The sequence below is a fragment of the Streptomyces meridianus genome (genome assembly GCF_023703325.1).
Taxonomy (GTDB): domain Bacteria; phylum Actinomycetota; class Actinomycetes; order Streptomycetales; family Streptomycetaceae; genus Streptomyces; species Streptomyces meridianus.
Map to the genome: position 1 here is coordinate 175,745 of NZ_JAMQGM010000001.1, position 13,199 is coordinate 188,943.

At 71.7% G+C, this 13,199-nt stretch carries 11 protein-coding genes; 4 read left to right on the plus strand and 7 right to left on the minus strand.

Features of this window, described 5'->3' with window-relative positions; translation table 11 throughout:
• Positions 1-223 (minus strand): hypothetical protein (locus tag M1E25_RS00785; protein ID WP_251407751.1); only part of this gene is annotated, 223 nt, incomplete at its 3' end.
• Positions 224-541: 318 nt separating this feature from the next.
• Here M1E25_RS00785 and M1E25_RS00790 point away from each other — a divergent pair.
• Positions 542-1,066: a universal stress protein gene (locus M1E25_RS00790; RefSeq protein WP_251407754.1), complete on the plus strand. Its 525-nt coding sequence runs from the start codon at positions 542-544 to the stop codon at positions 1,064-1,066.
• A 102-nt stretch (positions 1,067-1,168) separates the two neighbouring features.
• Here M1E25_RS00790 and glmS read toward each other — a convergent pair whose 3' ends face one another.
• Together glmS and M1E25_RS00800 are read right to left on the minus strand one after the other, a co-directional pair.
• Entirely contained in the window at positions 1,169-2,980 is a 1,812-nt protein-coding gene (gene glmS, locus M1E25_RS00795; RefSeq protein WP_251407757.1) for a glutamine--fructose-6-phosphate transaminase (isomerizing), read from the minus strand.
• A 39-nt stretch (positions 2,981-3,019) separates the two neighbouring features.
• On the minus strand, positions 3,020-3,295 hold the full coding sequence (locus M1E25_RS00800; RefSeq protein ID WP_251407760.1) for a hypothetical protein: 276 nt from the start codon (positions 3,293-3,295) through the stop codon (positions 3,020-3,022).
• Positions 3,296-3,438: 143 nt separating this feature from the next.
• On the opposite strand from M1E25_RS00800, the gene M1E25_RS00805 reads away from it, so the two are divergent.
• Positions 3,439-5,130 carry a beta-N-acetylhexosaminidase gene (locus M1E25_RS00805; protein WP_372500487.1) on the plus strand — a complete coding sequence of 564 codons (1,692 nt, stop codon included), beginning with the start codon at positions 3,439-3,441 and terminating at the stop codon, positions 5,128-5,130.
• Positions 5,131-5,205: 75 nt separating this feature from the next.
• On the opposite strand, the gene M1E25_RS00810 is transcribed toward M1E25_RS00805, so the two are convergent.
• From M1E25_RS00810 to M1E25_RS00825, 4 genes are read right to left on the minus strand one after another with little or no spacing between them, the layout of a single operon-like run.
• Positions 5,206-6,372, minus strand: a complete 1,167-nt coding sequence (locus M1E25_RS00810) for an acyl-CoA dehydrogenase family protein (protein WP_285830179.1) — start codon at positions 6,370-6,372, stop codon at positions 5,206-5,208.
• 5 nt (positions 6,373-6,377) lie between these two features.
• On the minus strand, positions 6,378-7,331 hold the full coding sequence (locus M1E25_RS00815) for a hydroxymethylglutaryl-CoA lyase (RefSeq protein WP_251407763.1): 954 nt from the start codon (positions 7,329-7,331) through the stop codon (positions 6,378-6,380).
• Complete coding sequence (locus M1E25_RS00820; protein ID WP_251408237.1) at positions 7,331-9,421, minus strand: acetyl/propionyl/methylcrotonyl-CoA carboxylase subunit alpha; 2,091 nt, start codon at positions 9,419-9,421, stop codon at positions 7,331-7,333. The genes M1E25_RS00815 and M1E25_RS00820 overlap by 1 nt, the downstream gene beginning before the upstream one ends.
• Before the next feature lie 32 nt (positions 9,422-9,453).
• A complete protein-coding gene (locus M1E25_RS00825) occupies positions 9,454-11,085 on the minus strand; it encodes a carboxyl transferase domain-containing protein (protein ID WP_251407766.1) in 1,632 nt (543 codons plus the stop codon).
• Between the two features lie 90 nt (positions 11,086-11,175).
• Between M1E25_RS00825 and M1E25_RS00830 the strand changes: the two genes are divergently transcribed.
• Positions 11,176-11,778 carry an SACE_7040 family transcriptional regulator gene (locus M1E25_RS00830; protein ID WP_251407769.1) on the plus strand — a complete coding sequence of 201 codons (603 nt, stop codon included), beginning with the start codon at positions 11,176-11,178 and terminating at the stop codon, positions 11,776-11,778.
• Between the two features lie 220 nt (positions 11,779-11,998).
• Positions 11,999-13,156, plus strand: coding sequence for an acyl-CoA dehydrogenase family protein (locus M1E25_RS00835; protein WP_251407772.1), 1,158 nt, complete (start codon positions 11,999-12,001; stop codon positions 13,154-13,156).
• Positions 13,157-13,199: the final 43 nt, after the last annotated feature.

Sequence of the window (13,199 nt, forward strand, 5' to 3'; positions counted from 1 at the left end):
GCAGGCACCGGCCGGCATCGGACGCGGACCGGGCCGCCGTCAGAAGGGCCCAGCACAGCGCCGTCAGCGCGGTGAGCGCGCCGCCGGTTCCGGCAGCGGCCGCCGCCGAGGATCCGCAGGCCAGCAGCACCAGGGGGACGAGCACGCAGCAGAAGGCCCCCCAGCGGACGACGTCGCGTGCGGAGTCCGCGCCGGCGGCGCGGGCGGCGGTCGGTGCGGGCACGGTCTGCTCCCCGGAGGACGAGGTGGGACGGGCACTCGTACAACGCTCCCGGGCCCTCCGGGTCACCGCCCGCACGATGCTCCGGCCGGACGGGGGCATTGCGTGACGGGCTCCGCTCCGGCATGCTCCCGGGAACCCCACCGGCGGGAGCCGCGGCGCGGTGACCGGCGGGACAGGCGGGCTCTGGGCAGAGGCGGAGTGTCGCCGTACCCTTGTGGGTATGAGTCCGGGAAGACGATTCCCGGACGATCCGGAGCCCGACAGCCGTAATCCAGAACGCCGTTCCCTCTCAAGAGGACACTTTTCCCCGAGACGCCGATGGCAGGTCATGAGACTCCCGAACCCGCGGACCGCAAGCAGGTAGCCGACACCACGGCAGACCTCGAGGCGGCCTCGGCCGAGGCGCGCCCTCCGTGCGACCCCGCCTTCCGGCACGGCGTCGTCGTCGGCTTCGACGGTTCCACCTCCAGCGAGCGTGCGCTCGCCTACGCCATCGGCATCGCCCGGCGCGCCGCCTCGGGCCTGATCATCGTGCACGTGGCGAACCGGCTGCCGACCACCGTGTGGGCCGGCTGCGAACCCCCGGTCTTCGTCGACGTTCCCGACCACCGCACCGAGGTGCTCGGCCTGGAGCTGGCCTGCGCGGACCATCTCGGCGAGGTCCCGTGGATCCTGGTCGAGCGGGGCGGCGACATCTGCCACGAACTCGAGGAGGTGGGCCGCGAGTACTCGGCGGACGCCATCGTGGTGGGCTCCACGCACGGCCTGGTCGGCCGGGTTTTCGGCTCGGTCGCCGGGCGGCTCGCGAAGCGGGCGCAGCGCCCGGTCATCGTCATTCCCTGAACTCCCGGGCGACGCGGGGCCCTTGGGTCGCCGGCGGATGCGCAAGGCCCCGGCGCGGCGATCGTCGCCGGGCCGGGGCCGTCGTGCGTCAGCGGATGAACGTCACTCCACCGTCACGGACTTGGCGAGGTTTCGCGGCTTGTCGATGTCGCGGCCCAGTGCCAACGCCGTGTGGTAGGCGAGGAGTTGCAGCGGAATACCCATCAGGATCGGGTCCAGCTCGACCTCGTTGCGGGGCACGACGATCGTGTGGTCGGCCTTCTCCTGCTCGCGGTGTGCCACCGCAAGGATCCGGCCACTGCGGGCCTTGATCTCCTCCAGGGCCGCACGGTTCTTCTCCAGCAGGTCGTCGTCCGGCACGACGGCCACCGTCGGCATGGCCGGTTCGATGAGCGCCAGTGGGCCGTGCTTCAGCTCGGAGGCCGGGTACGCCTCGGCGTGGATGTACGAGATCTCCTTGAGCTTCAGGGAGGCCTCCAGCGCCACCGGGTAGCCGCGCACCCGGCCGATGAACATCATCGACCTGGCGTCCGCGTACTCGTGCGCCAGCCTCTCGATCTCGTCCTCACGCTCGAGGATCTCGGAGATCTGGGCGGGCAGCCTGCGCAGGCCCTCGATGATCCGCTTTCCGTCGGCGACCGACAGGTCACGGGTGCGGCCCAGGTGCAGCGCGAGCAGCGCGAAGGCGACCACCGTGTTCGTGAAGCACTTGGTGGAGACGACGCAGACCTCGGGGCCGGCGTGCACGTAGACGCCGCCGTCCGTCTCGCGGGCGATCGCCGAACCGACCACGTTCACCACGCCCAGGACCCGCGCACCCTTGCGCTTGAGCTCCTGGACGGCGGCGAGCACGTCGTAGGTCTCACCGGACTGGGAGACGGCGATGTAGAGGGTATCGGGGTCCACGACCGGATTGCGGTAGCGGAACTCGGAGGCCGGCTCGGAGTCCGCGGGGACCCGGGCGAGGGACTCGATGAGCCCGGCGCCGATCAGGCCGGCGTGGTAGGACGTGCCACAGCCGAGGATCTTGACCCGGCGCACCGCGCGGGCCTCCCGCGCGTCGAGGTTGAGACCGCCGAGGCGCACGGTGGAGAAACGGTCGTCGATGCGGCCGCGCAGCACGCGGTCCACGGCGTCGGCCTGCTCGCTGATCTCCTTGTGCATGTACGTGTCGTGGCCGCCCATGTCGTACGACTCCGCCTCCCACTCCACGGTGGTCGGCGAGGCGGAGGTGCGGCTGCCCTCGGTGGTGTACGTGCGGTAGTCGTCGGCCTTGATCGTGGCCATCTCGCCGTCGTCGAGGGTGACGACCTGGCGGGTGTGACTGACCAGCGCCGCGACGTCGGAGGAGACGAACATCTCCTTCTCGCCGATGCCCAGCACCACCGGGGAGCCGTTGCGGGCGACGACGATCCGGTCCGGGAAGTCGGCGTGCAGCACGGCAATGCCGTAGGTGCCCTCGATGCTGCGCAGCGCGTGCCGGACCTTCTCCTCCAGCGTCTCGGCCTCGGAGCGCCCGACGAGGTGGGCGAGGACCTCGGAGTCGGTCTCGGAGGCGAACTCGACGCCGTCGGCGGTCAGCTTGGCGCGCAGCTCGGAGGCGTTGTCGATGATCCCGTTGTGGACGACGGCGACCTTGCCCTCGGAGTCCAGGTGCGGGTGGGCGTTGACGTCGTTCGGCGCGCCGTGGGTGGCCCAGCGGGTGTGGGCGATGCCGACGCTGCCGGCGAAGCGCTTCGGCAGCTTGGCGTCGAGCTCGCGGACCCGGCCCTTGGCCTTGACCGTCTTCAGGCCGCTCTTGCCGCAGACTGCGACGCCGGCGGAGTCGTAACCCCGGTACTCCAGCCGCTGCAGCCCCTCGAGCAGCAGAGGCGCCACGTCCCGCTTGCCGATGTAGCCGACGATCCCGCACATACGTGGTCTCCTTCGCGTCGTTGACGGTGGACGGCCCGCTCAGCCGTAGACGATGCGGCGAAGTTGCCGCAACGAGAGCGCGGGCGGTGCCACCGCGCGGTGCGGCAGCTCACCCGCGATCCGCTCGAAGATCTCCGGGTTGTGCAGCCCCCGCGACTGCAGTTCGCGGTGACGGCGCCGGACGAACTCCTCGGTCGTCTCGTCGAAATACGCCAGGACGTCGAGTACCACGCGGGCCGCCTCGCCATGCTGGAGCGAGGTGCTGCGGACCAGGTGGTCGACGAGATCGTCGGGGGACGTCGGGCGATCGAGCACCTGACGATATTGCGGTGCGGTCCCGAGTTTCGCAAATTCCTGCCCGATATCGGGCAGGAGATCGGCATCCTGGCGGTGAGACCGGCCCCGAAGCGGCCGGCCGGTGTCCCGGACCTTGACCCGGCCGCACCCGAGGAGTACGCATGGTGACCGCTCGGTCGCTCGGCCCCCATGCACGAAGTCCGTCGAAGGGATTGCTCGTGACCAGCCCCAGCGCCCCGGACCGCCCCGGCAGACGTCGCCGAATCCTGCCCGCCCTCCTGTGCTCGCTCGCGCTCGTGGCAACCGCTGCTGCTGCCGCCGGCACCGCCACCGCCGCCTCCCCGGGGCCGGCGCGCGCATCGGCCGGCGAGCCCGGCCCCTACGACCGGATCGTCCCCGCCCCGGCGGCCACCGAGACCCACGACGGCCCCTACACGATCGACGCAGCGACGGCCATCCGCGTCCCCGCCCGTTCGGGCGAGGCCCGCAGGGTCGGCGAGTACCTCGCCGGCGTGCTGCGTCCCTCCACCGGCTACGAACTGCCGGTGACCGCCCGCCCCGGCCGCGGCATCGTCCTCCGGCTCACCGAGGGGGAGCACCGGCTCGGCAGCGAGGGCTACCGGCTCGACGTCACGGCGGGCGGCGTCAGCATCCGCGCCCCGAAGCCCGCCGGCCTCTTCCACGGGGTGCAGACCCTGCGCCAGCTTCTGCCCGCCGCCGTGGAGCGGAACTCCCCGCAGCCCGGGCCATGGACGGTCGCGGGCGGCTCGGTCACCGACTCCCCGCGTTACGCCTACCGCGGCGCGATGCTGGACGTCTCACGGCACTTCTTCACCGTCGAGCAGGTCAAGCGCTACATCGACCAACTCGCCCTCTACAAGATCAACAAACTGCATCTGCACCTCTCCGACGACCAGGGCTGGCGGATCGCGATCGACTCCTGGCCGCGGCTGGCCACGTACGGCGGCAGCACCCAGGTCGGCGGCGGCCCCGGAGGTCACTACACCAAGCAGGACTACCGGGAGATCGTCCGCTATGCCGCGGACCGCTTCCTCGAGGTGGTCCCCGAGATCGACATGCCGGGACACACCAACGCCGCGCTCGCCTCGTACGCGCAGCTGAACTGCGACGGGGTCGCGCCGCCGCTCTACACCGGTACCGCCGTCGGCTTCAGTTCGCTGTGCGTGCCCAAGGAGATCACCTACGAGTTCGTGGACGACGTGGTCCGCGAACTCGCCGCTCTCACCCCCGGCCGCTACCTCCACATCGGCGGCGACGAAGCCCATGCGACCGGCCATGAGGACTACGTCGCGTTCATGGACCGTGCCCAGGCCGTCGTGCAGAAGTACGGCAAGACGGTCGTCGGCTGGCACCAGCTGACCGGTGCGCGGCCGGCCGAGGGCGCCGTCGCCCAGTACTGGGGGACGTCCGGCACCGAGCAGGCCGTGGTGGACGCGGCGAAGGCCGGCACCCGGCTGGTCCTCTCGCCCGCGAACCACGCGTACCTCGACATGAAGTACGACAAGAACACGCCGCTGGGCCTGAGCTGGGCCGGCTACGTCGAGGTGCAGAAGTCCTACGACTGGGACCCGGGGACGTTCGTCCAGGGCGCCCCGTCCTCCGCGGTGCTCGGGGTGGAGGCGCCGCTCTGGTCGGAGACCATCTCGACCAGCGACCACATCGAGTACCTGGCCTTCCCGCGGGTGGCGGGCATCGCGGAGCTCGGCTGGTCGCCCGCGTCCGCGCTGGACTGGGACGCCTACCGGCTGCGCCTCGCGGCGCAGGGCCCGCGCTGGTCGGCGCTCGGCATCGACTACTACCGCTCGCCGCAGGTGCCCTGGCCGGCCGGATGACCCCGCACGCCGTGCGGCCCGGCTCCCCCCTCTCCGGGGAGCCGGGCCGCAGCGGGGACGACCGGTGCGCCGAGGTCAGTCCGTGAAGCCCAGCTCCCGGGCGATCAGCATCCGCTGCACCTCGCTGGTGCCCTCGCCGATCTCGAGGATCTTCGAGTCGCGCCACATCCGCGCCACCGGGTACTCGTTCATGAACCCGTAGCCGCCGTGGATCTGCGTGGCCTCGCGGGCGTTGGTGACGGCGATCTCGGAGGAGTACAGCTTCGCCATGGCAGCCTCCTTCTTGAACGGCTCGCCCTGCACCAGCCGGGACGCGGCGTCACGCCAGGCGATCCGGGACGTGTGGGCCCGCATCTCCATGTCCGCGATCTTGAACTGGATGGCCTGGTTGCTGCCGATCGGCTTGCCGAACGCGTGGCGCTCCCTGGCGTACTTCACCGACTCGTCGACACAGCCCTGCGCGAGACCGGTGGCCAGTGCGGCGATGGCGATCCGGCCCTCGTCCAGTATCCGCAGGAACTGGGCGTAGCCCCGGCCCTCCTCGCCGACCAGGTTGGCGGCCGGCACCCGGACGTCGCTGAACGACAGTTCCCGGGTGTCCGAGGCGTTCCAGCCGACCTTGGAGTAGGGGGCGGCGACCGTGAACCCGGGTGTTCCGGACGGGACCAGGATCGACGAGATCTTCGGACGCCCGTCCTCCTTGCGGCCGGTGACCGCGGTGACGGTCACCAACCCGGTGATGTCCGTGCCCGAGTTGGTGATGAAGCACTTGGTGCCGTTGATGACCCACTCGTTCGTGGCCTCGTCGAGGCGGGCCGTGGTGCGGGTGCCGCCCGCGTCCGAGCCGCCGTCGGGCTCGGTCAGACCGAAGGCGCCGAGGATCTCGCCGGAGCACATGCGCGGCAGCCACTCGCGCTTCTGCTCCTCGGTGCCGAAGCGGAAGATCGGCATGGCGCCGAGCGAGACGCCGGCCTCCAGGGTGATGGCCACCGACGAGTCGACGCGGGCCAGTTCCTCCAGGGCGAGGCCGAGCGCGAGGTAGTCGCCGCCCATCCCGCCGTACTCCTCGGGGAAGGGCAGCCCGAACAGGCCCATGCGGCCCATCTCACGGACGATCTCGTACGGGAACTCGTGGTTCTCGTAGAACTCCCCGATCTTGGGCGCGACGACGTCGTGCGCGAACTCCTCGACAGTGCGGCGGAGTTCCTCGTGCTCGGACGACAGACGATGATCGATCGACATGGTGGTCACTGCTCCTGACGGGGAGTGGTGCCCGCGAGGGCACGAACGGTTCGGGACGGGCTGGGGCGGCCCAGGCGGTCCGCCATCCACGCGCTGGTGGCGACGAGACGGCCGAGGTCGACCCCGGTCTCGATGCCGAGGCCGTGCAGCATCCACACGAGGTCCTCGGTGGCGAGGTTCCCGGTGGCGCTCTTCGCGTACGGACAGCCGCCCAGGCCGCCCGCGGAGGCGTCGACGACGCCGACGCCGTGCCGGAGCGCGGCCAGGGTGTTCGACAGGGCCTGCCCGTAGGTGTCGTGGAAGTGCACGGCAAGCCGGTCGGTGGTGACACCCGCCTGGTTGAGCTGGGTCAGCAGGGCGAGGACGTGGCCGGGGGTGGCCACGCCGATGGTGTCACCGAGGCTGAGCTCGTCGCAGCCCATGTCGGTCAGGCTGCGGCACACCCGCACCACCTGCCCGACCGGGACGGCGCCCTCCCACGGGTCACCGAAGCACATCGACAGATAGCCGCGCACCCGCAGGCCCTCCTCCCGGGCCCGGGCGACGACCGGCTCGAACATGGCGAGCGCCTCGTCGACCGTCCGGTTGAGGTTGGCCCTGGCGAACGACTCGGTGGCGCTGGCGAAGACGGCGACCTCACGGGCACCGAGCGCCAGGGCGCGGTCGAGGCCGCGCTCGTTGGGCACCAGTACCGGAAGACGTACGCCGCCGAGGTCGCTGACGAGCGGGAACAGCTGCTCTGCGTCCGCCAGTTGGGGCACCCACTTGGGGTGCACGAAGCTGGTCGCCTCGATGGTCCGCAGTCCGGCCTCCGCGAGACGGCGCACGAACTCCGCCTTCACCTCGACCGGCACCACGGTCTGCTCGTTCTGCAGGCCGTCCCGGGCGCCCACCTCGTGGATGCGGACGCGGGCGGGCAGGCCGTCCATCGGGACCGTCATGGGTAGTGCGCCGTCCATCACGCCTCCTCCTCGCGCGGGGCGACCACGGCCAGCACCTGGTCCATGGCGACCGTGCTGCCAGGGGTCACGTCCAGCTCGGCGACGACGCCGTCGTGCGGGGCGGCGATGACGTGCTCCATCTTCATCGCCTCGACGACCAGCAGGCTCTGCCCGGCGGTCACCTCGTCGCCGACGGCGGCCTTGACGACGGTGACCGTGCCGGGCATCGGTGCGGTCAGGGTGCCGGCGTGGGCGCCGGCGGCGCCGCCCTGCAGGGCGGCCTCGACCGGGTCGAAGACACGGATGTGCCTGCTGTGGCCGTCCCAGGTCAGCCAGTGCCCGGTGGCGTCGCCGGCGTGCCGGACAGCCCGGGTGGTCCCGCCCCAGCGCAGCTGGGCGGTGCCGGTGGTCCCGCCGCCGGCGGGCAGCAGCAGACCGGCGGACACCTCGCGTGCGTCCGGGTCGTCCAGGGCGCCGACCCGCACCTCGGCGGCGTCGGCTAGGCCGCGGACGCGCACCTCCACCGGCTCCCCACCGGAGGCGCGCAGCTGATAGACGGTCCAGGCCGGACTGCCGCCCAGACGCCAGCCGGTGGGTACGGCGAACGGGTCCTGCCACGCCGGTGCGCCGCCGTCGGCGTCTCCCGGGCCGAGAGTCGCGTGCCGGAACAGGGCTGCCGCGGCGTACACCTCGTCCGGGACCTGCGTGGTGACGAGGCCGGCGGCATCCCGGTCGACCAGTCCGGTGTCGAGCCGGCCGGCCTCGACGTCCGGGTGGCTCAGCAGCTCGCGCAGGAAGCCGATGTTGGTGTCCAGACCGAGGACGGTGGTGTCCGCGAGAGCGGCGCGCAGCCGGCGCAGGGCCGTCGGCCGGTCCGGGCCGTGGGCGATGACCTTGGCGAGCATCGGATCGTAGGTGGTGCCGACCTCGGTGCCCTCGGCGAGCCCGGAGTCGACCCGCACGCCCTCGCCGCCCGGCTCGCTCAGGGCGAGGACGGTGCCGGCCGATGGCAGGAAGTTCACCCGGCCGTCCGTACCCACCCGTGCGGTCTCCGCGCAGATCCGGGCCTCCACGGCGTGGCCGTCGAGGACGACGTCCTCCTGAGCGAATCCCAGCCGCTCGCCGGCCGCCGCCCGCAGCTGCCACTCGACCAGGTCGAGGCCGGTGATCAGCTCGGTGACCGGGTGCTCCACCTGGAGCCGGGTGTTCATCTCCATGAAGTAGTAGGGCCGGGAGGCGCCGTCCGCACCGGTGGGCACGTCCTCGCCGCCCGGGACGATGAACTCCACGGTTCCCGCGCCGGTGTAGCCGCAGGAGCGGGCGGCCTGCGCGGCGGCCTCGCCCATGGCCTCCCGGGTGGCCGCGTCGAGCAGCGGGCTCGGCGCCTCTTCGATGATCTTCTGGTGGCGGCGCTGCAGCGAGCACTCGCGTTCGCCGAGGTGCACCACGTTGCCGTGCGCGTCGGCCATCACCTGGATCTCGATGTGGCGCGGCCGGTCGATCCAGCGTTCCACCAGCAGGGTGTCGTCGCCGAACGAGCCCCGGGCCTCCCGTCGGGCGGCGGCGATCTCCTCCGCCAGCGCCGACTCCTCGCGCACCAGGCGCATGCCCTTGCCGCCACCGCCCGCCGAGGGTTTGAGGAGCACCGGCATGCCGATCTCCCGTGCGGCTTCGGCCAGTTGGGTGTCGGACAGGCCACTGCCCGAGGAACCGGGCACCACCGGCACGCCGGCCGACTGCACGGTCTCCTTGGCGCGGATCTTGTCGCCCATCAGCTCGATGGCGTCCGCGGGCGGGCCGATGAAGACCAGTCCGGCGTCCTTGCAGGCCCGGGCGAACGCCGCGTTCTCGGCGAGGAAGCCGTAGCCGGGGTGCACGGCCTGGGCCGAGGTCCGCCGGGCGGCCTCGATCAGGCTGCCGATCGACAGATAGCTCTCGGCAGCGGCCGCCGGACCGATGCAGACGGCCGTGTCGGCCTCGCGGACGTGCAGCGCGCCGGCGTCGGCCTCGCTGTGGACGGCGACCGAGCGGACGCCCATCCGGCGCAGGGTGCGGATCACCCGGACCGCGATCTCGCCGCGGTTGGCCACCAGAACGGTGTCGAACATCTTTGCCACGTGTGTCATCAGAGGGTCCCCCCTTACATCCGGAAGACGCCGTAGCCGGGGGCGGTCGGGTCTTTGTGCGGCAGCGGCGCGTTGGCGCACGCGGTGAGTGCGAGACCCAGCACCTGGCGGGTCTCCAGCGGGTCGATGACGCCGTCGTCCCACAGCCGGGCCGTGGCGTAGTAGGCGTTGCCCTGGGTGTCGTACTGCTCCCGGATCGGCGACCGGAACGCCTCCTCGTCCTCGGCGCTCCACTCCTCGCCGCGCGCCTCCATCTGGTCGCGTTTGACGGTCGCCAGCACCGAGGCGGCCTGCTCACCACCCATCACCGAGATCTTGGCGTTGGGCCACATCCACAGGAAACGGGGCGAGTACGCGCGGCCGCACATCGAGTAGTTGCCCGCGCCGTAGCTGCCGCCGACGACCACCGTCAGCTTCGGTACCCGGGTGCAGGCGACGGCCGTCACCATCTTCGCGCCGTGCTTGGCGATGCCGCCGGCCTCGTAGTCGCGGCCGACCATGAAGCCGGAGATGTTCTGGAGGAACACCAGCGGGATGCCGCGCTGGTCGCACAGCTCGATGAAGTGCGCGCCCTTCTGGGCGGACTCGGCGAAGAGGATGCCGTTGTTGGCGACGATTCCGACCGGGTGGCCGTGGATCCGGGCGAAGCCGGTGACCAGGGTCTGCCCGTACTCCGCCTTGAACTCGGCGAAGCGGGAGCCGTCGACGACACGGGCGATGACCTCGCGGACGTCGTAGGGAGTCCGGGAGTCGACCGGCACCGCGCCGTACAGCCCGGCCGGGTCGGCCTTGGGCTCCTCGACGGGTTCGACGGCCCACGGCAGCTCGCTGCGCCCGGGCAGCGTCGAGACGATGGTGCGGACTATGCGCAGCGCGTGCGCGTCGTCCTCCGCCAGGTGGTCGGTGACGCCGGAGACCCGCGAGTGGACCTCGCCGCCGCCCAGTTCCTCGGCGGTGACGACCTCGCCGGTCGCGGCCTTCACCAGCGGCGGGCCGCCCAGGAAGATGGTGCCCTGGTTGCGGACGATGACCGCCTCGTCGCTCATCGCCGGGACGTACGCGCCGCCTGCGGTGCACGAGCCGAGCACGGCCGCGATCTGCGGGATGCCGGCGCCGGACATCCGGGCCTGGTTGTAGAAGATGCGGCCGAAGTGCTCGCGGTCGGGGAAGACCTCGTCCTGCATGGGCAGGAACGCGCCGCCGGAGTCCACCAGGTACAGGCACGGCAGCCGGTTCTCCAGCGCCACCTCCTGCGCCCGCAGGTGCTTCTTGACGGTCATCGGGTAGTACGTGCCGCCCTTGACCGTGGCGTCGTTGGCGACGATCACCACCTCGCGTCCGGAGACGCGGCCGATGCCGGCGATGACGCCCGCGGCGGGCGCCTGGCCGCCGTACATCCCGTCGGCCGCCAGCGGGGCCAGCTCCAGGAACGGCGAGCCCGGGTCGAGCAGGGCGTCCACCCGGTCCCGGGGCAGCAGCTTGCCGCGCGCGGTGTGACGTTCGCGGGCCCGTTCGCCTCCGCCCAGCCGGGCGGTCGCGAGCTTCTCCCGCAGGGCCGCCGCGAGCTCGCGGTGTCCTGCCTCGTTGGCCCGCCAGGCGTCGGACGCCGGATCGGCGGCGCTCCCCAGCACTGGTGCCTGCTGCATGGTCCTCGAGCCCCCTTGCTCGGTTAATGAGCGTTAACGCTTTGTCCTCAGGTTAACGAGCGCTAACGACTCTGTCTAGAATGGACGGTCATGACTGCCAACGCCGCCGCGCGTGCCGCGGCCCCGACCCGCCGGGAACAGATCCTCCGGGAGGCCGCCCGGCTCTTCGCCGAGCGCGGCTTCCACGGTGTCGGCGTGGACGAGATAGGCGCCGCGGTGGGCATCAGCGGCCCCGGCCTCTACCGGCACTTCCCCGGCAAGGACGCGATGCTCGCCGAACTGCTGGTGGGCATCAGCGAGCGGTTGCTGGAGGGCGGGCGTCGCCGGGTGGCCGCGGCCGACGGATCCGCCGACGCAGTCCTGGACTCGCTCATCGACGGCCACATCGACTTCGCGCTCGACGACCGGTCGCTGATCACGCTGCACGACCGCGAACTGGACCGGCTGCGCGACAGTGACCGCAAGCTCGTCCGCCAGCTCCAGCGGCGGTACGTCGAGCTGTGGGTGCAGGTGGTCCGCGACGTCTACCAGGGGCTCCCGGAGGCAGAGGCCCGCGCCTGTGTGCATGCGGTGTTCGGCCTCCTCAACTCCACGCCGCACCTGTCCGGGCCGGGGCAGCTCCCGCGCCGGGAGGCCACGGGGGCGCTGCTGCACCGGCTGGCGCGCGGCGCCTTCGCGGCCGCGGCGGATTAGCGGTCGGAGGGGCCGGGGCCCTTCCTCACTCCGGCCCGGGCCGCCGTCCGGCGCCCGGGCGGTGCCGCCGTGTGCGCGGGCGGCCGGGACGTGAGGGTCGTCTCGGTCCCGGTCCTCGTCTGGACACCTTCCCCGACTGCCGGGTAACTTGCGCTGAGCAAGCGCTTAGACAGTGCAGTGGGCAGAGTTCGGACGACGATCACGACAGGAGGCACACACGATGCGTCGCACGGTGTTCAACGAGGACCACGAGGCGTTCCGCGAGACCATCCGCGACTTCATCGCCACCGAGGTCGTCCCCGTCTACCCCGAATGGGCCGAGGCCGGGCAGGCGCCCCGAGACTTCTACAAGAAGCTCGGCGAGCTGGGCGTCTTCGGCATCGAGGTGCCCGAGGAGTACGGCGGCGCCGGCGAGACCAGCTTCAAGTTCAACGCCGTCATCACCGAGGAGTGCGCCCGGGCCGGCGTCAGCTTCGGCGGCAGCAGCGTGCACACCGCGCTGTGCCTGCCCTACCTCCTCGCGTACGCGAACGAGGAGCAGAAGAAGCGCTGGCTGCCGTCCTTCGTCTCCGGCGACATGATGACCGCCATCGCCATGACCGAGCCGGGCACCGGATCCGACCTGGCCGGCATGAAGACCACCGCCAAGCTGTCCGAGGACGGCACCCACTACGTCCTCAACGGCGCCAAGACCTTCATCACCGGCGGCGTCCTCGCCGACCGCGTGCTGGTCTGCGCCCGCACCGCCGCCCCCACCCCGGAGGACCGCCGCGGCGGCATATCCATCCTGGTCGTGGACACGAAGAGCGAGGGCTACGCGGTCGGCCGCAAGCTCGAGAAGCTCGGCCTGAAGACCTCCGACACCGCCGAACTGTCCTTCACGGACGTCAAGGTGCCCGTCGAGGACCTGCTCGGCGAGGAGGGCAAGGCCTTCTCCTACCTCGCCCACAACCTGCCGCAGGAGCGCCTCGGCATCGCCGTCGGCGCCTACGCCCAGGCCGCCGCCGCCGTGCGGTTCGCCACCGAGTACGTCCGCGAGCGCACGGTCTTCGGACGCACCGTCGCCGAGTTCCAGAACACCAAGTTCGTCCTCGCCGACTGCAAGGCCGAGGTGGACGCCGCCCAGGCAGTCGTCGACCGCGCCCTCGAGGCCCACGACGCCGGCGAGCTCACCGCCGCCGACGCCGCGTCCGCCAAGCTGTTCTGCACCGACGCCGCATCCCGCGTGATCGACAAGTGCCTCCAGCTGCACGGCGGTTACGGCTACATGATGGAGTACCCGATCGCCCGCCTGTACGCCGACAACCGCGTCAACCGGATCTACGGCGGCACCAGCGAGGTCATGCGCTCCATCATCGCCAAATCGATGGGGCTCTGAGCCAGTGCCGTGACGCGGCCGGGACGACACCGGACGGAAACCC

Coding starts and splice junctions, on each gene's coding strand:
- M1E25_RS00810 (WP_285830179.1), bottom strand. CDS start 6,372: ATGTCGATCGATCATCGTCTGTCGTCCGAGCACGAGGAACTCCGCCGC.
- M1E25_RS00835 (WP_251407772.1), top strand. CDS start 11,999: ATGCGTCGCACGGTGTTCAACGAGGACCACGAGGCGTTCCGCGAGACC.
- glmS (WP_251407757.1), bottom strand. CDS start 2,980: ATGTGCGGGATCGTCGGCTACATCGGCAAGCGGGACGTGGCGCCTCTG.
- M1E25_RS00815 (WP_251407763.1), bottom strand. CDS start 7,331: ATGGACGGCGCACTACCCATGACGGTCCCGATGGACGGCCTGCCCGCC.
- M1E25_RS00790 (WP_251407754.1), top strand. CDS start 542: ATGGCAGGTCATGAGACTCCCGAACCCGCGGACCGCAAGCAGGTAGCC.
- M1E25_RS00825 (WP_251407766.1), bottom strand. CDS start 11,085: ATGCAGCAGGCACCAGTGCTGGGGAGCGCCGCCGATCCGGCGTCCGAC.
- M1E25_RS00805 (WP_372500487.1), top strand. CDS start 3,439: ATGGTGACCGCTCGGTCGCTCGGCCCCCATGCACGAAGTCCGTCGAAG.
- M1E25_RS00820 (WP_251408237.1), bottom strand. CDS start 9,421: ATGTTCGACACCGTTCTGGTGGCCAACCGCGGCGAGATCGCGGTCCGG.
- M1E25_RS00830 (WP_251407769.1), top strand. CDS start 11,176: ATGACTGCCAACGCCGCCGCGCGTGCCGCGGCCCCGACCCGCCGGGAA.